At 58.4% G+C, this 26,647-nt stretch carries 30 protein-coding genes; 14 read left to right on the forward strand and 16 right to left on the reverse strand.

Annotated elements, in window-relative coordinates:
• Positions 1-11: 11 nt before the first annotated feature.
• The 5 genes from WCX49_RS08575 to WCX49_RS08595 all read left to right on the forward strand — a co-directional run bounded on the left by WCX49_RS08575 (position 12) and on the right by WCX49_RS08595 (position 5,173).
• On the forward strand, positions 12-785 hold the full coding sequence (locus tag WCX49_RS08575; RefSeq protein WP_345984684.1) for a DUF5995 family protein: 774 nt from the start codon (positions 12-14) through the stop codon (positions 783-785).
• Between the two features lie 57 nt (positions 786-842).
• Positions 843-1,622 (forward strand): PhzF family phenazine biosynthesis protein, encoded by a 780-nt coding sequence (locus WCX49_RS08580; RefSeq protein WP_345984685.1) that lies wholly within the window; start codon positions 843-845, stop codon positions 1,620-1,622.
• 297 nt (positions 1,623-1,919) lie between these two features.
• Complete coding sequence (locus WCX49_RS08585) at positions 1,920-3,968, forward strand: 2-isopropylmalate synthase (RefSeq protein ID WP_345984686.1); 2,049 nt, start codon at positions 1,920-1,922, stop codon at positions 3,966-3,968.
• A gap of 125 nt (positions 3,969-4,093) precedes the next feature.
• Positions 4,094-4,567, forward strand: a complete 474-nt coding sequence (ybaK, locus tag WCX49_RS08590; RefSeq protein ID WP_345984687.1) for a Cys-tRNA(Pro) deacylase — start codon at positions 4,094-4,096, stop codon at positions 4,565-4,567.
• Positions 4,568-4,600: 33 nt separating this feature from the next.
• Positions 4,601-5,173 carry a transglutaminase family protein gene (locus tag WCX49_RS08595; protein WP_345984688.1) on the forward strand — a complete coding sequence of 191 codons (573 nt, stop codon included), beginning with the start codon at positions 4,601-4,603 and terminating at the stop codon, positions 5,171-5,173.
• 18 nt (positions 5,174-5,191) lie between these two features.
• On the opposite strand, the gene WCX49_RS08600 is transcribed toward WCX49_RS08595, so the two are convergent.
• The 3 genes from WCX49_RS08600 to ilvC all read right to left on the reverse strand — a co-directional run bounded on the left by WCX49_RS08600 (position 5,192) and on the right by ilvC (position 8,390).
• Positions 5,192-5,797 carry a superoxide dismutase gene (locus WCX49_RS08600; protein ID WP_345984689.1) on the reverse strand — a complete coding sequence of 202 codons (606 nt, stop codon included), beginning with the start codon at positions 5,795-5,797 and terminating at the stop codon, positions 5,192-5,194.
• A 162-nt stretch (positions 5,798-5,959) separates the two neighbouring features.
• Positions 5,960-7,129: a polynucleotide adenylyltransferase gene (locus tag WCX49_RS08605; RefSeq protein ID WP_345984690.1), complete on the reverse strand. Its 1,170-nt coding sequence runs from the start codon at positions 7,127-7,129 to the stop codon at positions 5,960-5,962.
• A 238-nt stretch (positions 7,130-7,367) separates the two neighbouring features.
• Complete coding sequence (ilvC, locus tag WCX49_RS08610; RefSeq protein ID WP_345984691.1) at positions 7,368-8,390, reverse strand: ketol-acid reductoisomerase; 1,023 nt, start codon at positions 8,388-8,390, stop codon at positions 7,368-7,370.
• A gap of 195 nt (positions 8,391-8,585) precedes the next feature.
• Between ilvC and WCX49_RS08615 the strand changes: the two genes are divergently transcribed.
• Positions 8,586-9,266 (forward strand): hypothetical protein, encoded by a 681-nt coding sequence (locus WCX49_RS08615; protein ID WP_345984692.1) that lies wholly within the window; start codon positions 8,586-8,588, stop codon positions 9,264-9,266.
• Here WCX49_RS08615 and WCX49_RS08620 read toward each other — a convergent pair.
• The 11 genes from WCX49_RS08620 to WCX49_RS08670 all read right to left on the reverse strand — a co-directional run bounded on the left by WCX49_RS08620 (position 9,252) and on the right by WCX49_RS08670 (position 19,087).
• Complete coding sequence (locus WCX49_RS08620; RefSeq protein ID WP_345984693.1) at positions 9,252-9,896, reverse strand: zf-TFIIB domain-containing protein; 645 nt, start codon at positions 9,894-9,896, stop codon at positions 9,252-9,254. The genes WCX49_RS08615 and WCX49_RS08620 overlap by 15 nt on opposite strands.
• Before the next feature lie 7 nt (positions 9,897-9,903).
• Positions 9,904-10,884, reverse strand: coding sequence for an SPFH domain-containing protein (locus tag WCX49_RS08625; RefSeq protein WP_345984694.1), 981 nt, complete (start codon positions 10,882-10,884; stop codon positions 9,904-9,906).
• 130 nt (positions 10,885-11,014) lie between these two features.
• A complete protein-coding gene (gene ruvX / locus WCX49_RS08630) occupies positions 11,015-11,437 on the reverse strand; it encodes a Holliday junction resolvase RuvX (RefSeq protein WP_345984695.1) in 423 nt (140 codons plus the stop codon).
• Between the two features lie 28 nt (positions 11,438-11,465).
• A complete protein-coding gene (gene mnmE / locus WCX49_RS08635) occupies positions 11,466-12,815 on the reverse strand; it encodes a tRNA uridine-5-carboxymethylaminomethyl(34) synthesis GTPase MnmE (RefSeq protein WP_345986799.1) in 1,350 nt (449 codons plus the stop codon).
• Positions 12,812-13,588: a Jag N-terminal domain-containing protein gene (locus WCX49_RS08640; RefSeq protein WP_345984696.1), complete on the reverse strand. Its 777-nt coding sequence runs from the start codon at positions 13,586-13,588 to the stop codon at positions 12,812-12,814. Before WCX49_RS08640 ends, mnmE begins: the two co-directional genes overlap by 4 nt.
• A 2-nt stretch (positions 13,589-13,590) precedes the next feature.
• Positions 13,591-15,198: a membrane protein insertase YidC gene (gene yidC, locus WCX49_RS08645; RefSeq protein WP_345984697.1), complete on the reverse strand. Its 1,608-nt coding sequence runs from the start codon at positions 15,196-15,198 to the stop codon at positions 13,591-13,593.
• Positions 15,199-15,201: 3 nt separating this feature from the next.
• Entirely contained in the window at positions 15,202-15,528 is a 327-nt protein-coding gene (gene yidD / locus WCX49_RS08650) for a membrane protein insertion efficiency factor YidD (protein WP_345984698.1), read from the reverse strand.
• Entirely contained in the window at positions 15,525-15,842 is a 318-nt protein-coding gene (gene rnpA / locus WCX49_RS08655; RefSeq protein WP_345984699.1) for a ribonuclease P protein component, read from the reverse strand. The genes yidD and rnpA overlap by 4 nt, the downstream gene beginning before the upstream one ends.
• Positions 15,843-15,853: 11 nt before the next feature.
• Complete coding sequence (gene rpmH, locus WCX49_RS08660) at positions 15,854-15,988, reverse strand: 50S ribosomal protein L34 (protein WP_231018503.1); 135 nt, start codon at positions 15,986-15,988, stop codon at positions 15,854-15,856.
• A 100-nt stretch (positions 15,989-16,088) separates the two neighbouring features.
• The gene (locus tag WCX49_RS08665) at positions 16,089-16,481 is read right to left on the reverse strand and encodes a hypothetical protein (protein ID WP_345984700.1); all 393 of its coding nucleotides are present in this window, start codon (positions 16,479-16,481) and stop codon (positions 16,089-16,091) included.
• A 29-nt stretch (positions 16,482-16,510) separates the two neighbouring features.
• Positions 16,511-19,087 (reverse strand): AAA family ATPase, encoded by a 2,577-nt coding sequence (locus WCX49_RS08670; protein ID WP_345984701.1) that lies wholly within the window; start codon positions 19,085-19,087, stop codon positions 16,511-16,513.
• 224 nt (positions 19,088-19,311) lie between these two features.
• Between WCX49_RS08670 and WCX49_RS08675 the strand changes: the two genes are divergently transcribed.
• The 8 genes from WCX49_RS08675 to WCX49_RS08710 are packed head-to-tail and all read left to right on the forward strand — an operon-like array spanning position 19,312 to position 25,671.
• Positions 19,312-20,640, forward strand: coding sequence for a S41 family peptidase (locus WCX49_RS08675; RefSeq protein WP_345984702.1), 1,329 nt, complete (start codon positions 19,312-19,314; stop codon positions 20,638-20,640).
• A complete protein-coding gene (gene purC, locus WCX49_RS08680; RefSeq protein WP_345984703.1) occupies positions 20,640-21,356 on the forward strand; it encodes a phosphoribosylaminoimidazolesuccinocarboxamide synthase in 717 nt (238 codons plus the stop codon). Before WCX49_RS08675 ends, purC begins: the two co-directional genes overlap by 1 nt.
• Positions 21,356-21,598 carry a phosphoribosylformylglycinamidine synthase subunit PurS gene (purS, locus tag WCX49_RS08685; protein ID WP_345984704.1) on the forward strand — a complete coding sequence of 81 codons (243 nt, stop codon included), beginning with the start codon at positions 21,356-21,358 and terminating at the stop codon, positions 21,596-21,598. The genes purC and purS overlap by 1 nt, the downstream gene beginning before the upstream one ends.
• The gene (gene purQ / locus WCX49_RS08690) at positions 21,595-22,269 is read left to right on the forward strand and encodes a phosphoribosylformylglycinamidine synthase subunit PurQ (protein ID WP_345984705.1); all 675 of its coding nucleotides are present in this window, start codon (positions 21,595-21,597) and stop codon (positions 22,267-22,269) included. Before purS ends, purQ begins: the two co-directional genes overlap by 4 nt.
• Entirely contained in the window at positions 22,269-23,444 is a 1,176-nt protein-coding gene (locus tag WCX49_RS08695) for a hypothetical protein (protein WP_345984706.1), read from the forward strand. The genes purQ and WCX49_RS08695 overlap by 1 nt, the downstream gene beginning before the upstream one ends.
• On the forward strand, positions 23,422-24,114 hold the full coding sequence (locus WCX49_RS08700) for a lysophospholipid acyltransferase family protein (RefSeq protein WP_345984707.1): 693 nt from the start codon (positions 23,422-23,424) through the stop codon (positions 24,112-24,114). The genes WCX49_RS08695 and WCX49_RS08700 overlap by 23 nt, the downstream gene beginning before the upstream one ends.
• Positions 24,111-24,497 carry a fluoride efflux transporter CrcB gene (crcB, locus tag WCX49_RS08705; RefSeq protein WP_345984708.1) on the forward strand — a complete coding sequence of 129 codons (387 nt, stop codon included), beginning with the start codon at positions 24,111-24,113 and terminating at the stop codon, positions 24,495-24,497. Before WCX49_RS08700 ends, crcB begins: the two co-directional genes overlap by 4 nt.
• Positions 24,498-24,528: 31 nt before the next feature.
• Complete coding sequence (locus WCX49_RS08710; RefSeq protein ID WP_345984709.1) at positions 24,529-25,671, forward strand: DegT/DnrJ/EryC1/StrS aminotransferase family protein; 1,143 nt, start codon at positions 24,529-24,531, stop codon at positions 25,669-25,671.
• Here WCX49_RS08710 and WCX49_RS08715 read toward each other — a convergent pair.
• Positions 25,668-26,219, reverse strand: a complete 552-nt coding sequence (locus tag WCX49_RS08715) for a YqiA/YcfP family alpha/beta fold hydrolase (protein ID WP_345984710.1) — start codon at positions 26,217-26,219, stop codon at positions 25,668-25,670. The two genes, WCX49_RS08710 and WCX49_RS08715, sit on opposite strands and share 4 nt — an antisense overlap.
• Before the next feature lie 9 nt (positions 26,220-26,228).
• Positions 26,229-26,543 carry a hypothetical protein gene (locus WCX49_RS08720; RefSeq protein ID WP_345984711.1) on the reverse strand — a complete coding sequence of 105 codons (315 nt, stop codon included), beginning with the start codon at positions 26,541-26,543 and terminating at the stop codon, positions 26,229-26,231.
• Positions 26,544-26,647: the final 104 nt, after the last annotated feature.

Below are 26,647 nucleotides of genomic sequence, written 5' to 3' on the forward strand. Positions count from 1 at the left end.
AGGAGTCTTCTATGCAGACAACCGCTCCGGCAACAACGATCGACGACGTCCTCGAACGTCTGCGTCAAATCATCCGGCACGCCGAAGCCACCGGGAACACCATGGGATATTTCGCCGCGCTCTACCACCGCGTGACGGCGGAAGTCAAACACAAAATCGCGGAGGGCTATTTTGACGACGGTGCGCGGATGGCGCGTCTGGACGTCTGTTTCGCGAACCGCTACCTGGAAGCATACGACGCCTACCGGGAGGGCCGGCCGGTCACCCGGGCGTGGCAGTACGCCTTTGACGCCGCCGGTACGAAACGCTACATCGTTTTGCAGCACCTCTTCCTCGGGATGAACGCCCACATCAATCTCGATCTCGGCATCGCCGCCGCCGAAACCGCGCCCGGGGAAGCCATCGCCTCGCTCGAAAACGATTTCAAAAAGATCAATACCATTCTGACGGGCATGATCGACGAGGTGCAGAGGCAGCTGGCAGCCATCTGGCCCCTGCTTCACCTGCTCGACCGCCTGGCCCTCCGTACCGATGAGAAACTGGCCGCCTTCAGTATGGGAAAGGCCCGGGATGCCGCCTGGCACAACGCCCTTGAGCTCTCCCGCATGAATGGGACGGCCGCGGCTGCGTCTATCGATGCCCTCGATGCAAAGGTGATCGACTACGCCGAACTCGTCGCCCGCCCCGGCCCCCTCGCCACAACGCTGTTCCTGCTTGTCCGGCTGGGCGAACGCGGCAGCGTCACGCGGAAAATCACCATCCTCGATTCGGCAAACACTCTTTGACAAGCGCTTCCGTTCGTCTTATAATCATGCAGACCACATGCCAAAAGGAATGAGCGCGTGACCATCCCCCTGTACCAGATCGATGCTTTTTCCGCCCATATCTTTGCGGGCAACCCCGCCGCCGTCTGCCCCCTTGAAACATGGCTCGACGATGCGACGATGCAGCAGATCGCAGCCGAGAACAACCTTGCTGAAACGGCTTTTTTCGTCCGGGAACCTGGGGGATACCGTATCCGATGGTTTACGCCGACGACGGAAGTGGATCTTTGCGGACACGCGACGCTCGCCAGCGCTCACGTGCTTTTTGAACACCTCGGATACAAAGGGGGGAAGCTTACTTTCGATTCGCGCAGCGGTCCGCTGCATGTCACACGGACCGATTCGATGCTCTCCCTGGATTTCCCTTCCGAACCACCCCTCGCCGTTCCCGTACCGCCTGAGATCGTCAAGGCGTTCGGCAAGCCGCCGGTCGAAGTCCTCAAAGCCAGCGACTATATCGTCGTCTTTCCCGACGGGGAGGATCTAAGCGCACTCTCCCCCGACCTTGATGCGCTCCGCGCCCTGGACCTGCGCGGGGTCTGCATTACGGCGCGCCATGACCGCTATGACTTCGTCAGCCGCTTCTTTGCGCCAAACTTCGGCATCGACGAAGATCCCGTCACGGGTTCCGTCCATACCCAACTGACCCCCTATTGGGCCAAACGGCTTGGCAAAAAAAGACTCTTCGCCAAGCAGGTCTCGCCCCGAGGCGGAGAACTGCGATGCGAGCTGGCCGGTACGAGGGTGATCATTTCCGGGAATGCAACAACCTTCCTCGTGGGCAAGATTCATCTCTGACGGGCATGTTGCCATTTTGCCCTGGAAACGCAGCTGACAGCCCTTATGCTACACAGCACTCGCAGATTTCATGTATAATGGCATTCATATACAACAAAGGAGAAGACTATGAACTGTAGTTTCGGCCGCTATCGGCACGCATCACCATCCCACACAGCGATGAACCGCACCCTTCTCCTACGCCTACTTCTTTCTCTATAAACACCCTCTTTTATTTTTGATTTCTGTTTTGCCTTCCAGGGCGGCGCACGCCCGTATGTAGGCATTTTTTTCGTTTTTATTGTCAAGGAAAATGCTATGTATACCAAATACCGGCCCTACCCGGCCGTGGCCATGGAGAAAAGAGCCTGGGCGGACAAAACCGCCGACGTTGCCCCCGTGTGGGCCAGTACCGATCTGCGCGACGGCAACCAGGCACTCAAAAACCCGATGGACATCCCCCAAAAAGTTGCCTATTTCCAGGCCCTGGTCGATTTCGGCTTCAAAGAGATCGAAATCGCCTACCCCAGCGCGTCGCAGACCGAATTCGATTTCTGCCGGACGCTGATCGAGGGAGAGATGATCCCGAAAGACGTCACCGTCGGCGTTCTCGTGCCCGCCATCGAACGCCACATCGTGCGCAGTTTCGAAGCACTCCGCGGCGCGAAGCGGATCATCTTTCACCTGTACAACCCGACCGCTGCGAACCAGCGTGAAGTCGTCTTCCGACGCACGGAAGAGGCGATCATCGGTCTGGCGGTACAGGGCGTAGCGTGGGTCAGTCGCGAAGCGGAGCGCTTTGGGGGCGAGGTCGTGTTCGAGTACTCGCCGGAGAGCTTTTCGCAGACCGAACTCCCCTTCGCGCTGGCGGTCTCCAACGCCGTCATCGACGCCTGGGGGCCGACGCCGCAAAGCCCGATGATTTTGAACCTGCCCAATACGCTGGAAGCCGGTTCGCCCAATATCTACGCCGACCGGATCGAGTGGATGGGGGAGCGTATCGCGCAGCGCGAGAGCGTCATTATCAGCGTCCACCCGCACAATGACCGCGGCTGCGCCGTCGCCAGCGCCGAACTGGCCGTTTTGGCGGGCGCACAGCGCGTCGAGGGTACGATGCTGGGCAACGGCGAGCGCGCCGGAAACGTTGACCTCGTTACGATGGCCTTCAACTACTACGCGCAAGGTATCGACCCGCGGTTGAACGTCGGGAAGATCGACGAAGTCCTCTCGCGGATCACGGCGATCACGGGCACCGAGGTGGCTGAGCGCCATCCCTATGTGGGCTCCATGATCTACAGCGCCTTTTCGGGCACCCACCAGGATGCGATCAAGAAAGGGATGGAACACCGCCGCGCCAGCAACACGCATGCATGGGAGGTCCCCTACCTCGCCATCGACCCGGCCGATATCGGACGCGCCTATAAAGACGCCGTCCGCATCAACTCCCAGTCGGGCAAGGGGGGCGTCGCCTACGTCCTCAAAGAGTGCTACGGCATCGAGGTCCCCGCCTCAGAGCAGACGGCACTCGCGGATGCCGTGAAAAAGTGCTCCGAGGCGCGCGGCGGCGAGATCGGCGCCGACGAAGTGCGCGAGCTCTACGAGCAGATGGCGCAGCACGCGGAGAGCAACAGCTGGAATGCGGCGCATTATGCCCCCCATGCCGGTTTCGTCTCGGCGCTGGCGCTCCCCGTCGTGGAGCTGCTCTCGCCGAAAGCGGGCGAAACAATCCTCGACCTGGGCTGCGGCGAAGGGAGCCTCGCCGTGGAGATCCAAAAGCGCGGCGCCGACGTCGTGGCGGTCGACCTGAATGCCGACATGGTCGAATGTGCCAGGGCCAAGGGGATCGACGCCTATGTGATGAGCGCGACACTGCTCCCTTTTGAGCGGCGTTTCGACGCGGTCTTTTCCAATGCCGTACTGCACTGGGTCACGGAAGCCCGTACGGCCGTGCGGCAGGTCCACCGGGCCCTGAAACCCGGCGGCAGGTTTGTCGCCGAGTTCGGAGGGTACGGCAATGCGGCGCAGGTCGTCGAAGCGATGCGGATGGTCTTTGAACGGCACCCTGAATTCGGCCCCTTTGAAAACCCCTGGTACTTCCCGACCGATGCCGAGTACAAGGCGCTGTTGGAATCGGAAGGGTTCAGTGTCGCCTCCGCCGAACTGATCGTGCGGCCGACACCCGTCGACGACATCGCCCACTGGCTCGACCTCTTTGCCAACGGCATCGTCGCGCACCTGGAGAGTGCACAGCTCTCCCGCTTCAAACAGGAGGTGCGGACGCTGTTGGAACCGACACTGTACAATGCTTCGGAAGGGTGGCATGTCGATTACGTTCGGCTGAGGGTCAAGGCGCGCAGGGGAGGCTGAAGCGATCTTCTCTATACCCAGAGCCTCTATTTGCCAGTGGGAGTACGCCTTCAAACTCCCTGCCGCTTGAATAGAACGCCCTTGCGCTCTATAATACGGCATATAGACCCGAGGAGCAGAAAGTAATGACGCCCGCTGTAAACGCCGCCAAGAAGGCGCGTATCGCTTATACGCTCCATGCCTATACCCATGATCCGGCCGCAGCATCGTACGGTATGGAAGCGTCGGAAAAACTCGGTATAGACGCTGCACGCGTTTTCAAAACCCTCGTCGCGCAAATCGACGCGCACCGTTTCGCCGTCGCGGTCGTTCCCGTCTGCAGCATGCTTAGCCTCAAACGCCTCGCCGAGGCCGCCAACGCCAAAAAAGCCCGGATGGCCGACGGCCCGGACGTGGAACGCATCAGCGGCTACGTGCTCGGCGGGGTCAGCCCCCTGGGACAGAAAAAACGGCTCGACACCTTCATCGATTCTGCTGCGCGGGAGTTTCCGACCATCTTTGTCAGCGCCGGGCGGCGCGGACTGGAGCTGGAGCTCACACCGGATGACCTGCAGACGTTGTCATCCGCCGTTTTCACGCCGTTGACCCAGACACAATAGGATGACAGTAACAATACGACTGAGGAGTCCGATATGGAGCAGTTTCTGGCATCGTCGACCTATATCGACTATCACCATCCCGCCGTCATGGCAAAAGCCGAAGCACTTGCAGAGGGGCTAAGCACTAAAGAAGCCGTCGCACGAAGCTGTTTCGTATATGTCCGCGACGCAATCGCCCATACCGGTGACGCGGGCCGCGGGGTCTCGACGATCAAAGCCAGCGAGGTCCTGGAGCAGAAAACCGGCTGGTGCTACGCCAAGAGCCACCTCCTGGCCGCCCTGCTTCGTGCCAACGGCATCCCGGCGGCACTCTGTTACCAGCGGCTCAGCTGCTCGGAGTACACGCCGGACCTCTACTGCCTCCACGGCCTCAACGCCGTCTGGCTGGAGGCGTACGGCTGGTACCGCTGCGATCCCCGCGGCAACAAAAAGGGGGTCGATGCCCAGTTCACCCCGCCTGTCGAACGGCTGGCCTTTGCGCTCGGTGAAAACGAGTATGACATCGAGGGGCGTTTCGCAGCGCCCCTGCCCGAAGTTATCGACGCCCTGCGGACCTACACGCGTTACGAAGAGATGGTAGGGCACTTTCCCGATCGCTCTGCCTGAGGCTATGACCGACGCCATTCAGCAGTGATGGCTGACACGGCATTTTTGCTTGTAGTTTTCCGAAACGAAATCCCAGTTGATCAGGTGCCAGAAATTTTCGACGTATGTCGGGCGTGCATTCCGGCAATCGATGTAATAGGCGTGTTCCCACACGTCACAGGTCAGCAGCGGATGTTTTCCCTCCGTCTGTACCGGGGTGTAGGCGTTGGAACCGTTTTCGATCTCCAGTGCACCCTTCTCATTGATGATGAGCCATGTCCACCCCGAACCGAACAGCGACGTCGCCGCCGCGGCAAACGCCTCTTTGAACCCCTCGACAGAGCCGAATGCCTCCGCCACTGCCGCGGCCAGCGCCTCTGACGGTGCCGTATCGTCCGGCGTGAGACATTTCCAGTAGAAGTCGTGATTAAATGCCTGTGCGCCGTTGTTGAAAAGCGCCCCTTCCGCCGTTCTCAGGACCTCGAGCAGCGGTTTCCCCTCGAACGTTGAGCCCGTAATCAGCTCGTTGTATTTCTTCACGTAGGCCGCATGGTGTTTTCCGTGGTGATACGCCAGTGTTTCCGCCGATATGTAGGGTTCGAGCGCATGCTCTTCAAATGGCAGGCTTGGTAGATTCAGATGCATAGGAGACTCCTTTGGATGCAGTAAATCTCTATTATCCATGATTTTTCAACAAGCGGACATTAAAAAATTAGCGCTGTATTTTTTATAATTTTTGTGAATATAACGTCAGGGGATTGGCGCCGATCGGGAACGCCGGGAATCGAGAGATTTCCTCCCATAAGATCATGCGAAGAATGTCCGCTTGACGATCTCGATGTTGTGCAGGTGCACATGCAGTGCGATGGCCTTGGCGTCAGGCGTTTGGGGCTGGGCTTCGATCCATGCTTCGGGAGTGTAGGCACTGATGGCCTCGAACGTTTTGAAAATTGCCTCTTCCCAGACCGCCGGTTTCGGGACGTCTGTGATCCGTCCCCGGTCATCTGCGCTTTTGAAGCGCACCAGATCCCACAGCAGAGTCTTGTCGTTATGGAGGCTTTCAAAGAAATCCGCGATATGGTAGACGCTCATCTCCTGGATTTTGGGCAGTTTGACATGCATCTGGCTGATAAAGAGCACCCGCTGTTTGAAGTCAAAGGGGATCTGCATATCGATCAACGGTTCGATCTTGTCGGGGTCGCCGTGACGCGTACCGTTGCCGTAGGTGCGGAAACAGCCCGGTTTGGCGATGTCATGATAGAGTGCCGCCAGCTTCAGGGGGACGGATTCGTTTTTCAGCTCCCGGAGCACCATCATGACATGCGCGAAGAGCGAGGCTTCACGGTGATACTTCGTTCCCTCTTTAAAAGTCGTCATCGCAAAGACGGAGGGAAAAACGGCGTCCAAGACACCCAGTTCGAAAAGGGTTTCAAAAAAGAGGTGGCACTCCGGGAGGGCGAGGACCTTCTCCACCTCCGTCCAGACGCGTTCAGGCCGCAGCTGCTTCAGTGCATCGCGCATCCCGTAAACGACAACCCGCGTCGAGGCATGAATGTTCCAGCCGGTCCCGTAGGTCGCACGCAGCCGCGCCAGCCGCAGGACCCGCATGGGCTCCTCCGCAAAGGCATCTGACGTATGGCGCAGCATCCGTTTCTCGATATCTTCTCTGCCGTTAAAAGGGTCGATATAGACCCCTTCTTCCTCATCGTAGGCAACGGCGTCAATGGTCAGGTCCTGCCGCTTTAAAGCCGCTTCGATGCCCGCCTCGTTCCCGGCGTCCAAGCCTGGGCCCTCCACCAGCGTCAGTCTGCTGCCGTCGTCTCTTACAAAAAACGGATGGGCATCTTCCACCTGCTTCAAGTCGGCAAAATCTTCCGGTGCGTACCCTACGGCGACATACTGTTTTTCCGTGACTGCCCTGCCCATGAGCATGTCTCTGACCGCCGTGCCGACAAGGTAGATCTTCTTTTCGTGCACCTTTTTCTCCTTCATTGGCAGATCATCACCCGATGCCAAATGCCTTCATCCGCCAATGACTTTGCACCGATCGAACGGACAATCACTGTAACCCGATACCCGGCGGTGAACAATAGATGCCATTATATAGAAAAGAGAGGATCAAAATTGAAAGTGATGGTGTAATTTCAAGGCAGTTGCCCTGAATGCGTACCGAAGTACGCGGAGGGGGGCGCGGCGCAGGGGATGCGCGGCTGTTTTAGTTTTTGTCCTGGTCGACGATTTTGTTCGCTTTGATCCAAGGCATCATTTCGCGAAGGCGTGCACCGGTCTGCTCGAGCGGGTGCGCTTTGAGGTTGTTGCGCTCTGCGTTCATACGCGGGTAGCCTGCCTGGCCTTCGAGGACGAAGTCTTTGGCGAACTGGCCGTTCTGGATCTCTTTGAGCACCTGTTTCATCGCCGCTTTGGACTCGGCGTTGATGACGCGCGGACCGGAGACCATGTCACCGTACTCCGCCGTGTTGGAGATGGAGTAACGCATATCGGCGATACCGCCTTCGAAGATCAGGTCGACGATCAGTTTCATCTCGTGCAGACACTCGAAGTATGCCATCTCTTCCGGATAACCCGCTTCTGTCAGGGTTTCGAAACCGGCCTGGATCAGTGCGGAAACACCGCCGCAGAGAACGGCCTGCTCGCCGAAGAGGTCCGTTTCCGTCTCGTCTTTGAACGTTGTTTCGATGATACCCGTACGGCCGCCGCCGATCGCGGAAGCGTAAGAGAGTGCAAGCTCCTTGGTCATGTTGGACGGGTTCTGGCCGATCGCGATCAGGTCAGGGATACCGCCGCCTTTGACGAACTCGCTGCGGACCGTGTGGCCCGGTGCTTTCGGTGCAACCATCATGACGTTGATGTCGGCTGCAGGCTTGATGCGTCCGTAGTGGATGGAGAAACCGTGGCCGAATGCGATCGTCGCGCCCGGCTTGAGGTTCGGTGCGATCTCGTTGGCGTAGATCTCCGCCTGGTTTTCGTCCGGCAGGAGGATCATGATGACATCAGCCGCTGCGGATGCGTCGGCAACCGTCATGACTTCGAAACCTTTCGCTTCCGCTTTCGCCCAGCTGGAGCCGCCTTTGCGAAGACCGACAATTACTTCTACACCGCTGTCGCGGAGGTTTTCCGCGTGTGCATGGCCCTGGGAGCCGAAACCGATCATCGCGACTTTTTTGCCCTTGATGATGCTGATATCGCAGTCTTTGTCATAGTACACATTCAATGCCATCAGTTAATCCCTTGGATTGTGGACGTTCGCGCCCTCTTTCAGACGGTCCCCGCACCACAAAAAATTTTGCGCATTGTACCAAAAAGTCATGAAAGAGTAGTTTAGGCTCCGCTTAGGCCTTTGAAAACGGCGATTTCTTAATCGCCCCTCGTCCGCGGCATGCTAAAATTTCCGAAAAATTGCGGAAGAGTACGTATGAAAAAATTCAACCTTGTCAAAGAGATCATCTCCATCGACAAACCGGCCATGATGGCTGCAGTCAACGGCGGGAAGCCCTTCGGCATCACGATCAGGGGGGAGATTCACCAGCCGCCCTATGATGTGCGCAGCTGCTACATATTCCAGGGCACTATCGAACGCCCGGCACCCTCGGCCCTGATGCCGACCAAACCGAAAAGCCTTGCCGAACTGCTCGGCGGCAACATGCAGGTCGTCGAAGTCGAAGACCGCATCCTTATCAAAGCCGCGCGCAACTGGCAGGAGATCATCGGCTACAACGTGCGCCACGCGGACTATGACGATACGACCGGTGACGGCGTCGCCGAATTCACCGACAGCGAACTCGAGGAGATCGGATGGCAGGCCACCGAGTTCGGCATCAACTACCGCGAGCTCGTCGAATGCATCGAGGCGCAGTGCGACGGTACCCTCCTCTGCATCGAAAACGAGGGGGAGAACTACCACTTCAGCGGCATGGGGTTTATCGACGATCTGCCCTGCGCTCGGAAGCAGTGTTTCGATCTCAGCGTCAAACGGATTACGCAAGTGCTCAATGAGGATGAAAGTTACCGCGGCGCCACGCTCACGGACGACGAAGAGGAGGCACTGGTGTTCTTCGGGGTCGTCCTTCCTGCCGAGAGCTCATCTGCGCAATAACGCGAATAGCTCTTCCCACATCGCCGGAGTGTTTTCACGCTCGTGTTCATGGTAATGGCGCGAATGTCCTGACTTTCGGCGTGTCGCGGTATGGCATTCAGTATACGATGAACGGGGCTGTTCCGGCGCTTCCGCCCGCTTCAGCCCCCCGGCCTTGACCCACTCCATGATCTGCCGCAGTTCTCCCGGATCGAGCCAGATGCCGTGTTCGACGCATTCGTCCATGATGACCCCGCTGCGCCGGCCGAAGTTCCTGCGCTGCATGTGCTTCCGGCAGACCGGGCAGCGGCGGTAGACAACAACGTCCACGTAACGCGGATTTTCCGTCAGCTCCTGCAACAGATTCAGGTTGACGTTCCGCCCCCCTTTTACCGTCATATCGATCATCGACTCCAGCTCCTCCTTGTCAAAAAAGAGGCCCATGCAGCTTTCGCACCGCTCGATCAGGAAAGGCACCTTTTCTCCGACGTCGATGGTGCTCATATTGGTATGGCAAACGGGACAGGGGCGCTGTTGATGCGGCCGGACGTTCATGGGCCTGAAATGGCCGAGATCGACATTGTTCCGGCTGCCGCAGTAGTCGCAGAATATACCGTCAAGCGGTGCCGAACAGCTCTTGCAGCGCTTCATAATACGGTTACATTCTCTCCAGGAGTTCCGCTTTTTTGCGGCTGTACTCCTCTTCGGTAATAAGCGCTTCAACGTAAAACTGTTTGAGCTGGCGCAGTTTGGAGGCGATGTCTTCCGACGGTGCGGCGGTGGTATCGGATGCCAGTTGCATGCCCGTACCCATCCCCATCATGACACCTGCGGCACCGACTTCGTTGGCTGCGGCGTCACGCATGGCGCTGAGGCGCTGCAGTTCGGCATAGGAGACGCCCGCATGTTTTGCGGCATGGACGTCGGCACCGACATCGGCAATGCGCGCGATGCGCTCTTTGGTCCCTTCGTCGAAATCGGTCCCCTCGATCCGAAAATCACTGAGAAAGAACCCGAGAGCATCGAACACCGTGTTCAGTTTCCCGTGCAGGGCCAGTGCGATCTCGTTGCGCTGGGCGTCGATCTGGATATAGGAGTATTGTGACTCGGCCAGGAAATCACTGATGGGCTGAATCATCCGCGACACCATTGCTTCGCGAAATGCCTCGACACTGAAGTGTGATTTGCCTCCAACGATATTGACAAAGAAGCGTTTCGGGTCGGTAATACGGAAAGCGCAGTTCCCGAATGCCAGCAGCGCCACGGGAAAGTTATACACGGGATCGCTGTATTTGATCGGAGACCTTGTCCCCCATTTCTGATTCAGAATCTCGGTACGTTTATAGAAATAGAACCCGGTCTTGTGCTCGCTTTCAAAAGCCTGCAGCACTTTGATGACCGTCGTCCAGAAGGGGATATTTTCCGTTCGCAGCGACGTCATACCCTCGCGTTCATGAACGGCGACCACACGGCCCTCGTAAACAAATATGCATCCCTGCCCTGGTCCGACAATGAGTTTCGAGGCATTTTTGATCTCGTCGCCGTTGTCCGACCATCGGTAGAAAAGATCATCTTCCCTGGGATTTTCCCACTCAATGACCGAACGCAGCTGCCGTTTCACACCGTCCCAAAGTCCCATTGCCACACTCCGAAATCTTTTGGGCTCACTATAACACAGGAAAAGTGAAAACTTATTGGATCAATAGCGGATTAGGCGATATGCTTTACAGAAAGCGTATCCAGTGCATACGCCCTGTATGCCGTCGGGGTCAGTACACGCTGGGTGTACCGCTCCCTCCGCCAAGAAAGCGCTGGAGAATTACCATCGCCGAGAGCGAATCGACGCGGCCGTCGCGCTTGTAGCGGATCTCGCCTTTCATCAACGCTTCGGCTTCGAGGGAGCTGTCGCTCTCATCCTGGTAGGCGACGGGGCCGTCGAAATCGACGAGGTTCATGAAATGCGCGACGCGGCGCCGCATCTCCTCCTCGCTCGAACCGCCCATCGGGATGCCGATGACGACCTGTTTTATCCCCCACTCCGCGATGACATCCCGTACCGCCTGCGACGCCTGGTTGCGGTTTTTGCGCTCGACGGCCGTCAGCGGGGTGACAATGGTGCCGTCCGCGCTGTAGGCCAGTCCGATCCGTTTGAGCCCAAGGTCGATTGCCAGGATCGGTAAAGCTTTACTCATCTTAACTCTTAACGCTTAGCACTGAACGCTATTTGCCGAGGCAGAAGCTGCCGAACATCTTGTCGAGCATCTCTTCGTTGTCGAAGGGACGGGTAATGGAGGCCAGCGCCTGGATCGCCTCGCCGACATGGAAAGAGAAGAGCTCCAGCTCCTGCTCCTCCAGCGGCATAAAGGCGTTGTCGATCGCACTCAGCGCCCCCCTCACGGCATCCGTCTGGCGCTGGGAGATGAGCATGGTCTCTTCCGAGACGTTCTGGTGGTCCATCCGCGACTGCAGCGCCTCTATCAGCGCCGACGTATCCTGCTTGCAGCTCATGTGGATCGGGACGTAACTGCGCAACGGCGTCTCGTCGAAACGCTGCGGCAGATCCGTTTTATTGAGGACGGCGATAAACTCGCGTTCCGCCTTATGGCTGTCCATCAGGGAGAGAATCGCGTTGTCCTCCTCATCAAGCGGGCGGCTGGCGTCAAAGAGCGCGATAACGATATCGCTTTCGCTGACCGCTTCGATGGAGCGTTCGATCCCGATCCGTTCAATCTCGTCCCCGGCTTCGCGGATCCCCGCCGTATCGACCATCCGGATGAGATGCGTTCCGATACGCACCTGCTCCTCGATGGTGTCGCGGGTCGTCCCGGCGATGTCGCTGACGATGGCGCGGTTATAGTCGAGCAGGCTGTTGAGCAGCGAGCTTTTGCCGACATTGGGTTTGCCGATGATGGCGACCTTGAACCCCTGCATCAGCCCCCGCCGCCGTTCGCTCGAAGCAAGGGTACGGCGCAGCGCCACGGCGATCGCCTCGAGCTTTTTGATGATCTGGTCGACGAGGTCCTGCGGCAGGTCCTCCTCGGCATAGTCGATGGAGACCTCCGAATAGGCGAGGATCTCCAGCAGGGCGTCGCGGTTGCCTTCGACGAAGGTCCGCAATGAGCCCTTCATCTGCTTGGCCAGGATCTTGGCCGCATCTTCGCTGCGTGCCTCGATAAGCCGGGCGATCGCCTCCGCCTCGGTAAGGTCGATACGGCCGTTGTGGAAAGCGCGGCGGCTGAATTCGCCCGGCGTCGCCAGGCGCGCGCCACTGGCCAGAACGGCCTTCAGGACCTCTTCGGCGACAATCTGCCCGCCGTGGCACTGCAGTTCGACGACATCTTCACCGGTGAAGCTGCGCGGGCCGCGGAAAAAGAGGACGATTGCTTCGTCGATGAGCTCGTTGCGGGGGTTATAGAGGGGGTAGAGGTGGGCACGCCGGTCTTCGAGCGGGCGCTGCCCCGTCAGTTTCGAGGCGACCGTCGTCGCCTGTTCGCCGCTGATGCGGATGATGGCGATGGAGCCGATGCCGTGGGCGGTCGCGATGGCGGCAATCGTATCGTGCATGATCAGTAGTTGTGGTAATCGTTGATGATGATGTATTTGCCGCCGTCCCGGGTGGTGCGGATGGCAACGTACTTGTCATGGTAACGGTCGCGCAGCTGCTTCAGCGCGATCTGCACGAGAACCCCGTCGAGGACGCGCGTCTGGGCATGGCCGTCACGGTCGATGCTCTCGAAAACGCCGGTCAGGTAGCGGGCGACGGACTCCTCCTGGTTCTGCAGGAACTCGGCGATCTCGAGGCGCAGCTGCAGCTGGTACTCGGCGTTGATCCAGTTGAAGAGCATGTAGGAGAGCGCCTTGTAGCGGTACCCCTCCTTGCCGATCAGCAGCGCCGCGTCTTCGCCGTTGAACTCCACCAGGAGCGTATTGTCGTCGTAGACGGAAACGCGGATCGGTTCGAGCTTGAAGCAGATCGTCTCGAAGAGGGTGTTGAGTTTCATCTCCACCTCTTCGGCGATCAGTTCGAGATCGTCGTTCTCCTCGGTGTAGTGATCCTCGTCCGCGTAGACCTCGGCGTATTCGCTGTCGTCATCTTCGGGGTAGACGATCGGTTCCGGCGACTCCGGGGCCGCTTCAGTCACGGTGAGCGCAGCTGCTTCCTCCGTCTCCTCTGCCGCCGCTTTCGGGCGGGCGACAATGACGGCCTGCTTGCGCAGCAGGCCGAGGAACCCTTTGCTCGGGTGCTGGACGACGACGATGTCGAGCTCCGTCACCGAACAGCTGAACTGCCTGGAAGCCTCGCTGTACGCCGCTTCAAGCGACGGCGCTTCGATCTTCTTCATGTTCAGGCCTCGTCCCCGCTATGCTCTTTTTGCGCCTGGTGTGCCGCTTTGATCTGCGCATACTTCTTGTTCACCATATACTGCTGCGCAATGGAGAGCAGGTTGTTCGTCAGCCAGTAAAGCACCAGGCCTGACGGGAAGGTGACGAAGAAGAACGTAAAGACGACCGGCAGGTATTTGAAGATCTTCTCCTGCATCGGGTCGGTAAAGTTGTTCGGCGTCATCTTCTGCTGGAAATACATGGAAGCACCCATCAGGACCGGCAGGATAAACGTCGGGTCCATGCGGGAGAGGTCATCGATCCAAAGCATCCACGCTGCGCCCTGAAGTTCGACGGCGTTCAGCAGAACGCGGTAGATCGCGAAGAAAACCGGGATCTGCAGCAGCAGCGGCAGACAGCCGCCCATCGGGTTGGCGCCGTTTTTCTTATAGAGCTCCATCACCGCCGCGTTCATGCGCTGCGGATCGCCCTTGTACTTCTCGCGAAGCTCTTTCATCTTCGGGGCAAGGTCCTTCATCTTCTGCATGGAGACCATCCCCTTGTAAGTCAGCGGGTAGAGTACGAGACGGATCGCGATTACCAGAACGACGATCGCCCAGCCCCAGTTGCCGAAGATGCCGTGCAGGAACAGCAGGAAGCCGAACAGCGGTTTCGCCGCCCAGGTGAACCAGCCGTACTCGATCGCGTTGACGAGCACCGGGTTGACCGATTCGAGCAGGCGGTAATCCTTCGGTCCGATAAAGCCGTTGAAACTCAGGGAGTCGGAGGCTTCGAGATAGGCGATCGGGTTGTCGCTGCGGTCGCGGTCGACGTTGACGAGCAGCTCCGCATCGAAGCCGTAGAAGATGGACGCGAAATACTGGTCGAACGCCGACAGCAGTTTCACGTCGCGCAGGGAGGTGCGCCCCTCGACATCGCCGTCTTCAAAGATATTGGAGACGCCGTCGGCGGTATAGGCCATGACGCCGTGTACGGCCATCATCATCTGCCCTTTGTGCTCCGCGTGCTGTCCGACGTAGAGGAAGTAGCGCATCGGTTTGGAGAGGGAGACCTCGATGTCATAGTGGCCGTCCGGGTAGAACGTCAGCGTTTTCGTCACCGTGACCTGCGGCAGGGTCTGCGTCAGCGTCACGCGCTTCGCATCCGCACCCTCCAGGGAGACCGTATTCGCATCGGCACGGTACGGGACCTTGAGCGCCTCGGCATTGACCGCTTCGTCCGCAAAACGGATGAAGAGCGGCTGTGCCCCCTCCTGTGCGACCAGTTCGGTCGGTTTGTCATCCACATAATATTTTTTATCTTTGAGCACTTTGGAGGCGATACGGCCGAGGGTATCGATCTTGAGGGTAAATTCGGAGGACTCCACCGTCACCAGCTTCGTGGCGTCGGGGTTGGCCACCTTTTCGCTGGCCGCCACCGCATGGCCAACACCGCCGTCAGTGACCACCGGGGTCGCCGCCTCGGCACCTGAGCGCTCCGTGAGCGTGACGTTCTGCTCTGCGCTCTCCTGCATCTCCGGCGGGAAGATCGCTGTATAGACAATAAAGAAGACAAATGAAAGGACCACGGCCAGGATCAGCCGCTGGTTGGGACTCATTTTTTCAAACACACGTTAGCCTTTATACGAAAAATTTTTGATGAGATAAAAGCGGTTCCCCGCTTTCGGAACGAGCCAGTACTTTATCCTATTAATGGTTAAATCTTGCGGATTCGGCCGCAATTTCGCCACCTCGACATAGTCGATGCCTCCCGGGAAGAGCTGGTTGCAGGTCAGGATACGTTTCGTTGAATAATAGAAGGCGTGCAGGAGGGGGTTTTGTTCGAATTGCTGGCGCGTATACTCCGAACAGGTGGGGTAGTAGCGGCAGCTTCCCCGCCCGATCAGCGTAAAGCTGCGCTGATAGATCCAGATGAGCCCGAGTACCAGCCGGCGGATCATGCCTGTAGCGCCCCGACCCGCTCCGCCATTTTGCGGAGGGCTTTTTCCATGACGGCGTAGGGGGTGTCCACCGTCGTCGCCTTGGCGACAAGAATATAGCTGCCGGCGGCAAGCTGCGGCTCCAGGCCGTAAAAGAGTGCACGCATGCGGCGTTTGGCACGGTTACGTTTGACGGCGTTGCCGACTTTTTTACTGGCAGTGAAACCGACGGTTACAAAAGGGGTGTTTGGGAGATAGAAGAGGACAAGCGCAGGCGAATGCGCGCTTTTGCCCTTGCGGTAGACCAGCTGAAACTCGCGGTTGTGTTTCAGCACTGCGGACGAACTCAGGCAGCCAGTTTCTTACGGCCCTTAGCACGACGTGCGTTGATGATCTTGCGGCCGTTTTTTGTCGCCATACGTGCACGGAAACCGTGTGTACGTTTACGAGGCGTGTTATGCGGTTGGTATGTTCTTTTCATGACCATTCCTCTCAGAAAATTTAGTGCGCAATTATGCCCTATTCATACTTAATGCTTATTTAAGAATAAGGGGAACTCTCCCTTTTTCCCGCATCGGGGCTCAAAAACCGCCGCTGTTATCCGAAGGCGGCACCAGAAGATCTTTGAGCGGCGGCATCACCGACTGGTCCCGCGGCGTCGCGATATCGCTGAGCGCCTCCTTGATCTGCACATGGCAGTCGCGGCAGCCGCGGATCACCGCATGCTCTTTGACTCCAATGTTCTCAACCTTTTCAACCGGGTGGCAGGTGAAGCACTCGCTGCCGCACTCGGCCATGGCGTTGGGGTCGGCGCTGTGGCAGTCGATGCAGCCGAGCATCGGCTTATGGCGCGGATCCGTCTGGATCGTCGGCAGCAGCTTCGGATGGCAGGTAAGGCAGTCCCCCGTACAGGCGAGGAGCGTCGCAAAAAGCCCCGGTACGATGACCGGGAGAAGGAGTAGACGTTTAAGCATATTCATACCGGGATTGTAGCGTGTCCGGATTAATCAACGGCCACCGTGATTTCGTCGCCCACGGCATCGAAGACGACCCGGTTCCCCTCCTCGACCTCGCCGCCGAGGATCAGGTCTGCCAGGCGGTCCTCGACGATCTCGTAGAGCGCGCGCTTGAGCGGCCGTGCCCCGTAGACCGGGTCGAAACCGGCCCGGGCGATCAGGCGCTTGGCCTCCTCGCTCAGCTCCAGCGCAATGTTGCGCTCGGCGACCTTCTTCGCGATCGCGGCAAAGAAGAGGTCGACGATCGCGACGATCTGATCCTCGCCCAGCGGGTTGAAGATGACGACATCGTCGAGGCGGTTGAGGAACTCCGGCTTGAACTTGCCGCGCAGTTCGCCCAGTACCACCTCTTCGAGGTTCGGGTCCCCCTGCATCGTCATGATCTTGTCGCTGGCGATGTTGGAGGTCAGGATGATGATCGTATTGGTGAAATCGACCGTCACCCCCTTGTTGTCGGTCAGGCGGCCGTCATCGAGCACCTGCAGCAGCATGTTGAAGACATCCGGGTGCGCCTTCTCCACCTCGTCGAACAGGACGACACTGTAGGGTTTGCGGCGGACCGCTTCGGTCAGCTGGCCCCCCTCTTCGTAGCCGACGTATCCCGGAGGCGCCCCGACCAGACGGGAGACCGCGTGCTTTTCCATGTATTCGCTCATATCGAGACGGATCAGCGCCTCTTCGCTGTCGAAGAGAAACTTCGCCAGGGTCTTGGCCGTCTGGGTCTTCCCGACCCCGGTCGGCCCCAGGAACATGAACGATCCTATCGGGCGGTCGGCGTCGGAGAGCCCCGCCTTGTTGCGTTTGATGGCGCGGGCGACGGCATGCGTCGCCTTGTCCTGCCCGACGACGTCGCGGTTGAGCTCATCCTCGATATGGAGGATCTTTTCGCGTTCGCTCTGGAGCATCTTCGTGACGGGGATCCCCGTCCAGCGGCTGACGATTCCGGCGATGGAGGCTTCGTCGACGCTGTTTTTGAGCAGCGTCCCCTCGCCCTGCATCGTTTTCCACTGCTCCTGGAGTTTCTCCACTTCGTCATTGAGCTGCGGGATCTTGCCGTACTCGATCTCGGCGGCCTTGTTGAACTCGCCCTGCTGCTTGGCCAGCTCCGCTTCGCGGCGTTTGGCCTCGATCTCGCCCTTGATGGCGGCGATGCGTTCGAAGACCTCTTTTTCACCCTGGTACTGTGCCTCGAGCGTGCGTTTCTCCTCGTTCGCATCCGCCAGCTCTTTTTCGATCTCCTCCAGGCGCTTGTCGTTGGCCGGGTTTGCGTCCATCTTCAGCGCCTCTTTCTCGACCTGCAGCTCCTGGATCTTGCGTTTGGCAGCGGAGAGCGCATGCGGCTCGGACTCGATCTGCATCTTCAGCTCCGCCGCCGCCTCGTCGATCAGGTCGATCGCCTTGTCCGGCAGGAAACGGTCAGAGATATAGCGGTCGGAAAGCTTCGCCGCCGCCACCAGTGCCGCGTCGGTAATGGTGACGTTGTGGTGCGCTTCCAGGCGCTCCTTGATCCCGCGCAGGATCTGCAGCGCCTGGTTGATGGAGGGCTCGTCCACCGTGACCGGCTGGAAACGGCGCTGCAGGGCCGCGTCTTTTTCAAAGTACTTGCGGTACTCCTTGAGCGTCGTCGCCCCGATAGTGTGCAATTCGCCCCGGGCCAGGGCCGGTTTGAGGATGTTCGCAGCATCCATACTCCCCTCGGAAGCCCCCGCACCGACGATGGTATGAATCTCGTCGATAAAGAGGATAACATTGCCGCTCTTTTTGACTTCGTCGATAACCGCCTTGAGACGGTCCTCGAACTCGCCGCGGTACTTTGCCCCGGCGATGAGTGCGCTCATATCGAGCGCCACGACCTTCTTGTTCTGCAGGGAGAGCGGCACCTCCTTATTATAGATGCGCTGCGCCAGCCCTTCGACCAGGGCCGTTTTACCGACCCCCGGCTCACCGAGCAGGATCGGGTTGTTCTTCGTTTTACGGATGAGGATCTGCATCATGCGCTGCACCTCTTCGTCGCGGCCGATGACCGGGGGCAGTTCGCCCGCCGCCGCCTGCGCGGTGAGGTCAATACCGTACTTCGAGAGGCTCTCAAGGTTCTCATCCGCCGTCTGGCTCTCGATCTTCTGTCCGCCGCGCATCGCCTCGAACGTCTTGCGCAGTTCCGTCTTGTCGAGGTATTTGGTCAGGATCGTTCCGAACGGTTCGCTCTCGAGGTTGCCGAGGATGAAACTGTCGACGGCCATATAGCTGTCGCCGTTGCGCGTCATCTCCCCGACACCGCGTTCCAGCGCCTGCACGAGGTTGCGCGAGATGCGCATGTTCTCCTTGCTCACGCCGCTGCTTTTGGGCAGCTTGTCCGCGGCGCTCTTGACATCGAGCTCGATCGCACTTTTATCGACATTCATCTTCCGCAGGGCCTGGTTCAGTACGGTGTCGCTGTTGGTGAGCAGCGCCCAGAGGACATGCACCGGCTCCACTTCGTTGTTCTGGTTGTGCAGTCCCAGTGAAAGGGCCGATTCGATGGTCTGCGTCATCTGATGGGTCAGTTTTTCAAAAATCGTATTCATATCATGCTTCCTTTGTTAGGATTGGGCTACTTGACTGGAATGATTATAGCATCTTTAGTCAAACAGTGTCAACTATAGTTGATACAAACTGACTAAGCCTTTGCAAATCCCGCCGCTCACCATCTGCACCTTTTCTCCAAACACCACTGCCTGCATGCTTTTATTTTACTATTGTTTGACTATAATAGACGCTCAAAAATCGCGAGACTGGAAAGCAGTATAAAATGAAAAAGAAAAAGATGATGGCGATGGGCTTTCTCACGGCAACGGCGGCCGTAGCCCTGACCTATTCCACCGCCCTCCTCGCCGACGCACCCAAAGAGGGTACACCGACGGTTGAAGCTTCCCGCCTCCAGGCCCTGGCGAAGTTCACGAAGGTGCTCAGCATCGTCGAAAAATACTATGTCGACGAAGAGAGCATCGAGGCCCTCATGAACAAATCCATCGAGGGGATGATGGGCAAGCTCGACGCCCACTCCTCCTACCTGAACCAGAAGGGCTTCAAAGACCTCCAGGTCCAGACCAAAGGGGAGTTCGGCGGACTCGGCATCACCGTCGGCATCAAAGACGGCGCCCTCACCGTCATCGCGCCGATCGAAGGTACCCCGGCAGACAAAGCCGGTCTGCAGGCCGGGGACATCATTCTCAAGATCGACGACACGCCGACGCTCGACATGGATATCGACGAAGCGGTCAACCTGATGCGCGGCAAGCCGAAAACGCCGATCGACATCACCATCGTCCGCAAAGGCGAAACGAAACCGTTCGTCGTCAACATCATCCGCGATATCATCAAAATCCAGTCCGTCTATGCCAAAACGATCGGCGACGACATCGTCTATCTGCGCGTCACCAGTTTCGACCAGAAGGTCGTCGAGGGCATCTCCAAGGCGATCCGCCAGCATAACGGCGAAGCCATGGGCTTCATCCTCGACCTCCGCAACAACCCCGGCGGCCTGCTCGACCAGGCCGTCGGCCTCGTCGACCTCTTTGTCGACAAAGGGGTCATCGTCTCCCAGAAGGGTCGTGACGAACGCGAAAACAGTGAGTACAGCGCCCATCATTCGGCAACCCTGACAGAAAAGCCTCTTGTCGTTCTCGTCAATGAGGGAAGCGCCTCCGCCTCCGAGATCGTCAGCGGGGCACTGCAGGACCACAAGCGCGCCGTGCTGGTCGGGAAGAAAACCTTCGGAAAAGGCTCCGTCCAGGTGATCCTGCCCATCAGCGACACCGAAGCCATCAAGCTGACGGTCGCGCGCTACTACCTGCCGAGCGGCCGTACGATCCAGGCGATCGGCGTCACCCCGGACATCATCGTCGACCGTGGGCTCGTCCCGAAAACCGACGACGACGAATTCGCCATCAAAGAGGCCGACCTGAAGATGCACCTCAAAAGCGAACTGCAGAAGATCGACGGCAACACCACCGATCCCGAGGCGGACAACAAAACGGACACCAACATCATTACGGAAAAACAGGTCAACAACGACATCCAACTCAAAGAGGCGATTGACATCCTCAAAGCACTTATCATCGTGAAAGGAACACATTAATGGAAAAACGCGAATTGCTGTATGAAGGCAAGGCAAAAAAACTCTTTACAACGGACGATGTAAATCTGATCATCTCCGAATTCAAAGACGACCTGACCGCTTTCAATGGCGCCAAAAAATCGAGTGAGGCGGGCAAAGGTGCCCTCAACAACAAGATCTCGACGGAACTCTTCAAACTGATCGAGTCCAAAGGCGTCCCGACACACTTCGTAGGTATGCTCGACGACAACCACATGCTGCACAAGCGTGTCGACGTCATTCTCATCGAAGTCATCGTCCGCAACATCGCGACCGGGAGCCTGAGCAAGAACCTCGGGATCGAGGACGGCAAGGTCCTGCCCTTCACCCTCGTCGAATTCGACTACAAGAATGATGAACTCGGTGATCCGAAGCTCAACGACCAGCACGCCCTGATCCTCGGCCTCGTCGATTACCAGGACGAGCTCGACAAGATCCGCCGTATGGCCCGCCAGGTCAACGACATCCTCAAGCCCTACTTCGCGGAGAAAGGCCTCAACCTCGTCGACTTCAAACTCGAGTTCGGCAAGGACAAAGAGGGCAATATCATCCTTGCTGATGAGATCAGCCCGGACAACTGCCGCTTCTGGGACATGGAAACGGGCGAAAAAATGGACAAAGACCGTTTCCGCCAGGGCCTCGGCGGGCTTAAAGTGGCCTACGAAGAAGTTCTGAATCGCATTTTGGGAGTAAAGTAATGAAAGCAATCGTCAACGTATTTTTGAAGCAGGGTGTCCTGGATTCCCAAGGCAAAGCCGTCCACCACGCACTGGACTCACTCAAATTCGACGGTGTCAACGACGTCCGTGTCGGCAAGCAGATCGTCCTTGACATTACGGCTGCCGATGAAGCGAGCGCCAAAGCGGAGGTGACCGAAATGTGCGAATCCCTGCTGGCCAACACCGTCATCGAAGATTACGCGATCGAGATCGTCTCATGAAAGTCTCCATCATTCAGTTTCCCGGAACGAACTGCGAGTACGATACGCAGTACGCTTTCGAAAAGCTGGGGGCGACGACGGAGATCGTCTGGCACAAAGAGACCAGCATCGCCGCTGATACCGACCTCGTCGTCGTTGCGGGCGGTTTCAGCTACGGCGACTACCTGCGCAGCGGTGCCATCGCCCGCTTCAGTCCCGTCATGCAGGCCGTCGAAGCCCATGCGGCACGCGGCGGAAAAGTCCTCGGCATCTGCAACGGTTTCCAGGTGCTGACCGAATCGCGTCTGCTGCCGGGTGCGCTTAAACGCAACGAACACCTCCATTTCATCTCCCGCCACCACCACCTCAAAGTCGTCGGCAATGAGAATACCTTCCTGCAGAAGCTGAACAAGGGCGACGTCGTGAACATCCCGATCGCCCACCACGACGGGAACTACTACATCGATCCGGAGGGCCTCAAGGCGCTCTACGATAACGACCAGGTCCTGCTGCACTACTGTGACAGCGAAGGCAACGTCAGCAACCCGAACGGTTCCGTCGATGCCATCGCCGGTGTCTGCAACGCAGGCAAGAACGTTTTCGGCCTGATGCCGCACCCCGAGCGCGCCATGGAAGCGATCCTCGGATCCGCGGACGGCAAAGCGATGCTTGAAGGGTTCTTCGCTTCATAATGCGTTCGTTCCTACTGCTCCTCTGGCTCGGTACCTTCGGCCTCCTGCAGGCCGCCACATTCGTGACCGACATTCCCGAAACCGTCATGCCTTTCGGCATGCAGGCCCAAGAGGCGGACCAATCGGCGGAAGTCGAGAGCGATGCGATCTCCGTGGAAGAGGAGACACCGAGCACACGGCATCTCTACGCCACGCTGGTTGAAAAACCCGAGCGCCTCTTCAAAGGTGAAATCGTCTCCATCCTCATCCGTTCCGTCATCACGACCGACCTGTTCGACGGTCTCAGCTACCGCTTCAGCGGCGGCAGCGGCCTCGAGCTCCTCAGTGACACCCCCGAACGCGAAGCGAAAGATCATACCTTTTTCGACCGTTTCTATTTCAAGGTGACGGGGAAACGCGCCCTGCTGCCCGACATCACGCCGGTTCTCGCAATGGGCTATGGGGAAGAGGAGAGCTCCGAACCGCTGCAGGGCGGTGCCGTCGAGGCGACGGTCCTCAACCCTCCGCAAAACTTCTGCGGCATTCTGGCCGACCGCTTCACCGTGACGCATGTCAAGACCACCGTCTACGACAAGGCGAACAACATCATCGTGATCTCCGCCGATGCCAACCGCAGCGACCTGGGGGCGTTCCACCTTCCCCAGGCCGGAAAGCAGGATTTCGAATCCTTGCAGAAAGATCCGCACTTCGCATCGATGAGCTACTATGCCGTGCTGCCCAAGACAATGGAAGTGCTGCGTTTCCAGTATTTCAACCTGCAGAGCAAACGGTACGAGCGCATGAGCATCCCGATCGAGGTGGATGACGATCTCGTCTCGACGACGAGTGACATCAACCCGGTCGAGCATGGACACGTCATCCAGAAAACCATCGTATTCCTCGTCGTGTTCGGGCTCTTCTTCGTGCTCGCGCTCTGGAAACGCTCCTGGACGCTGCTCGCCGTCGCCGTTGCCGCGGGAGGCTATGCCGCATGGCTCAACATCCCGCTGCAGCAGGTCTGTATCAAAGAGGGATCGCCGATCTACCTCCTGCCGATGCGCAACGCCACGGTCTTCGAGATCGCCCCGACGCGCTACCAGTTGAACGCCGAAGGGCATATCAAGGGCTATACGAAAGTTCGCCTCCAAAACGAGCAGATCGGTTGGGTCAAGAATGAAGATACTTGCGCGGATTAACTGGGCTTACAGCACCCTCGTCATTTTTACGGGGCTGCTGCTTAAAATCCTGCTCTACCCTTTCGTCCCCCGCCCCTATGCTTCGAAAATTTCCGCCTGGTTTATCCGGACACTGATCTTCGTCCATGTGCGTGAAATCGGTACCCCCGATCCCGAGGCGCAGATGTATGTCATCAACCACCAGAGCGAACTCGACATCGGTGTCATCGAAAGCTCGACAAAACGTGAGCTCGCCTGGGTCGCCAAAAAAGAGCTCTTCGAAATCCCCTTTTTCTCGCTGGCCGTCCGCCTCTCCCGGGAGATTCCCCTGGAACGCGAAAGCAAAAGCGCCCTTGTCGCCCTGCTCAAAGCAGCCAAGGAGCGGATCGACGACGGGCGGATCGTCTGCATCTTTCCCGAAGGCACCCGTTCGGAAAGCGGCCGCATGCGGCGCTTCAAACCCGGGGCGAAACTGATCGCCGACAAGCTCGGCCTGACGGTACAGCCCGTCGTGCTCATTCATACCGCCCGTTTTTTCAGTACCAAGCGCATGACCGCCGCACCGGGTGTCATCACCGCGGTCTACCTGGAGAGCGTCCAGGCGGACAAAAACGACAAGAAATGGCTGGAACAGCTGCAGCAGCGTATGCAGGAAACCTATGACCGCTACGAACAAAGGAAAGAATCATGAGCCTTGCCACCCTGCTCGCCATCGGAAGCGGCGGTTTTATCGGCGCCGTTCTGCGGGCCTACCTCAACGGTCTCATCTCCCACCGTGTTCCCCATGACCTCCCGTTCGGTACCCTCGGCGTCAACCTGATCGGCAGTTTCATCATGGGAATCCTGGTCGCCTATTTCATGTACACGACCTACTTCTCGCTGCACGTCAAATCCTTCCTCTCGACGGGGATCCTGGGAGCGTTGACGACCTATTCGACCTTCGCGATCGAGAGTGTCATGCTGCTTAACGGCGGTCACCTCGCCCTGGCGGCCGCCAATATCGGGCTGAATGCCCTGGGAACCGTCTTCATGGCCGGAGCAGGATTCAAACTGGCGTCAACCTTCGTGCGCTGAGCACGGGGGTATATTGATTGAAAGGAAGAGTATGCACAGCAATACCGTACGCTATATCCGGAACCTTTTCAGAAGCAGCGGGGCAGTCCCCCTTCATGCACCGCGTTTCGTGGGGAACGAAAAGAACTACCTCGGCAGCTGTATCGAAAGTGTAGAGGTCTCTTCCGAAGGCGAATACGTAGAACGCTTCGAAGGGATGGTCAGCGAATACTGCGGGGCCCGCCATGCCGTTGCCTTCAACGCTTCCGAGTCGGCGATGCGCGTCGCCCTCGTCCTGGCAGGTACGGGTCCCGACTGCGAGGTACTGACCCAGCCGCTCGCGCACGCCATGACGGCCAATACCGTCGACAGCCTGGGTGCTGAGCCCATCTTCATCGACGTCGAACGCAAAACAATGGGCATGGATCCGGACCGGCTGCGCGAGTTCCTTGCCTACAACGCCGAAATCCGTGAAGAGGGGTGTTTCAACCGCCACACGGGACACCGCATCACCGCCTGCGTTCCGGTCCATATTCTGGGCTTTCCCTGCCGCATCGATGATATCCGGACGGTATGCGACGAGTACGGCATCATGCTCATCGAAGATGCGACCGAAGCCTTCGGATCGTCGTATAAAGGGACGATGGCCGGGCGTTTCGGCCACTGCGGCATCTATGGTTTCGAGGGGCACAAGATCGCGACATGCGGGGACGGCGCCGTGCTCGTCTGTGACGACGAGGCCCTGGCGGAATCGGCAAGAAGCACCGGCACGATCCCCTATCTTTCCGATGCGAAGGAAGCAGCCCAGGGGCGTTTCAGCTGCCGTATGTCGAACCTGAATGCGGCGGTCGGCTGTGCCCAGATGGAGCATATGAAAACGATCGTCACCAAGCAGCGCGATCTTGCCCGCCGCTACCAGGAGTTCTTCGCCGACTATGAAGAGGAGGAGGAAGTCAAGCTCTTCCGGATGAAAAAACAGAGCGAACCCAACTGCTGGCTCAATGCCCTGCTCTTCGAAGCGCCTGAAAGCCGCGATGCCTTTTTGGATGCGACGAATGCCGAAGGGGTCGCCACACGCGCCCTCTGGCCGCTGATCAGCGACCTGCCGCGTTTTTGCGAATGCGCCGGCACCGACGCGGACAATGCGCGCTGGCTCCAGGCGCATATCGCCACCCTGCCCAGCGGGGTACGCTAGGCATCGCGGTAAAACGTTTCGATCCGTTCCAGGTACGCCCCCAGATTTTCAAAACGGTGATTTCCGCCCGTTTCCACCACGACCTCATACCCTTCGTAGACGGCCTCGGCCACTTTGTAATCGAGCAGCTCGTCCCCCGTCTGCAGCAGGACCAGCAGCCGTGCATCCGGCAGCCGCATCGTCTCGGCAATGCGTGCCAACTGCAGCAGGTACTCGCTTTTCCATTCAAAAGGTTCCCCGCTGCACCAGAACGTATTGGTGCCCACATACGGCGCCAGGGTTTGGTAGGGATGCACGGAGGGGTTGATCAGTACGGCATCGAGCCCATACTCGCTGCTTAGCGCCGTCGCATAGAAGCCGCCCAGCGACGAACCGATCAAGAGGGAAATATCATACTGCTCGATCACACGGCGCAGTGCCGCCATGGCGGCGTCCGGTTCGACCGGGACATCGGGGGAAAGCAGCTTAGTTTCGCCGAAATGCGCCTTGAGCAGGCGGGTTTTCGTCGAATCGCCGCAGCTGGCGAAACCGTGGATATAGAGGATCATACGCGGTCCTCATCCATTGCCCAACAGCGCCCTCACTCCGGAAACCTCTCCGCTGGACCTGAAGGTCTCTTCCAGGACGGCGAACACCCGGCCGGCGTCGTTGTTGCCCATATTCATCACAAGCCCCTTCAACGCATGCAGCGAGTGCGCCACCCGCTCGGCGTCCGGCGGGACAACCGCCACTAACGCCTTGAGCTGCAAGAGTTCCTTCCGCAGGTCCCTCGTGCCCGCCTCAAGCAGCGCATCCACCTGCGCAGCGTCCAGACCGAACGCTGCGAAATGCGTCCGTGCCGTCGCCAATGTGTCGGTGATCAATTGCTCCATTTTTCCGTTCCTTCAGATCTGTTGGGGACAGGCTACCCCAGGATGAATTAAATCGCGTTAAAGCATGTGCAACAGCTGCTTCCCATCCTCTTTTTATTATAATG

Origin of the sequence: Sulfurimonas sp. HSL-1656 (assembly GCF_039645585.1) — a bacterium.
GTDB lineage: Bacteria > Campylobacterota > Campylobacteria > Campylobacterales > Sulfurimonadaceae > Thiomicrolovo > Thiomicrolovo subterrani.

Excerpts from the sequence above, each read along its gene's own strand:
- WCX49_RS08625 (WP_345984694.1), bottom strand. The coding sequence starts at position 10,884 with ATGGGACTTTGGGACGGTGTGAAACGGCAGCTGCGTTCGGTCATTGAG.
- purS (WP_345984704.1), top strand. The coding sequence starts at position 21,356 with ATGAAAGCAATCGTCAACGTATTTTTGAAGCAGGGTGTCCTGGATTCC.
- crcB (WP_345984708.1), top strand. The coding sequence starts at position 24,111 with ATGAGCCTTGCCACCCTGCTCGCCATCGGAAGCGGCGGTTTTATCGGC.
- ybaK (WP_345984687.1), top strand. The coding sequence starts at position 4,094 with ATGACGCCCGCTGTAAACGCCGCCAAGAAGGCGCGTATCGCTTATACG.
- ilvC (WP_345984691.1), bottom strand. The coding sequence starts at position 8,390 with ATGGCATTGAATGTGTACTATGACAAAGACTGCGATATCAGCATCATC.
- WCX49_RS08600 (WP_345984689.1), bottom strand. The coding sequence starts at position 5,797 with ATGCATCTGAATCTACCAAGCCTGCCATTTGAAGAGCATGCGCTCGAA.
- purQ (WP_345984705.1), top strand. The coding sequence starts at position 21,595 with ATGAAAGTCTCCATCATTCAGTTTCCCGGAACGAACTGCGAGTACGAT.
- WCX49_RS08575 (WP_345984684.1), top strand. The coding sequence starts at position 12 with ATGCAGACAACCGCTCCGGCAACAACGATCGACGACGTCCTCGAACGT.
- yidD (WP_345984698.1), bottom strand. The coding sequence starts at position 15,528 with ATGATCCGCCGGCTGGTACTCGGGCTCATCTGGATCTATCAGCGCAGC.
- WCX49_RS08595 (WP_345984688.1), top strand. The coding sequence starts at position 4,601 with ATGGAGCAGTTTCTGGCATCGTCGACCTATATCGACTATCACCATCCC.
- WCX49_RS08675 (WP_345984702.1), top strand. The coding sequence starts at position 19,312 with ATGAAAAAGAAAAAGATGATGGCGATGGGCTTTCTCACGGCAACGGCG.
- WCX49_RS08700 (WP_345984707.1), top strand. The coding sequence starts at position 23,422 with ATGAAGATACTTGCGCGGATTAACTGGGCTTACAGCACCCTCGTCATT.
- WCX49_RS08715 (WP_345984710.1), bottom strand. The coding sequence starts at position 26,219 with ATGATCCTCTATATCCACGGTTTCGCCAGCTGCGGCGATTCGACGAAA.
- rpmH (WP_231018503.1), bottom strand. The coding sequence starts at position 15,988 with ATGAAAAGAACATACCAACCGCATAACACGCCTCGTAAACGTACACAC.
- WCX49_RS08710 (WP_345984709.1), top strand. The coding sequence starts at position 24,529 with ATGCACAGCAATACCGTACGCTATATCCGGAACCTTTTCAGAAGCAGC.
- WCX49_RS08585 (WP_345984686.1), top strand. The coding sequence starts at position 1,920 with ATGTATACCAAATACCGGCCCTACCCGGCCGTGGCCATGGAGAAAAGA.
- WCX49_RS08620 (WP_345984693.1), bottom strand. The coding sequence starts at position 9,896 with ATGAAGCGCTGCAAGAGCTGTTCGGCACCGCTTGACGGTATATTCTGC.
- WCX49_RS08640 (WP_345984696.1), bottom strand. The coding sequence starts at position 13,588 with ATGAAGAAGATCGAAGCGCCGTCGCTTGAAGCGGCGTACAGCGAGGCT.
- WCX49_RS08670 (WP_345984701.1), bottom strand. The coding sequence starts at position 19,087 with ATGAATACGATTTTTGAAAAACTGACCCATCAGATGACGCAGACCATC.
- purC (WP_345984703.1), top strand. The coding sequence starts at position 20,640 with ATGGAAAAACGCGAATTGCTGTATGAAGGCAAGGCAAAAAAACTCTTT.
- WCX49_RS08615 (WP_345984692.1), top strand. The coding sequence starts at position 8,586 with ATGAAAAAATTCAACCTTGTCAAAGAGATCATCTCCATCGACAAACCG.
- ruvX (WP_345984695.1), bottom strand. The coding sequence starts at position 11,437 with ATGAGTAAAGCTTTACCGATCCTGGCAATCGACCTTGGGCTCAAACGG.
- WCX49_RS08720 (WP_345984711.1), bottom strand. The coding sequence starts at position 26,543 with ATGGAGCAATTGATCACCGACACATTGGCGACGGCACGGACGCATTTC.
- WCX49_RS08695 (WP_345984706.1), top strand. The coding sequence starts at position 22,269 with ATGCGTTCGTTCCTACTGCTCCTCTGGCTCGGTACCTTCGGCCTCCTG.
- WCX49_RS08665 (WP_345984700.1), bottom strand. The coding sequence starts at position 16,481 with ATGCTTAAACGTCTACTCCTTCTCCCGGTCATCGTACCGGGGCTTTTT.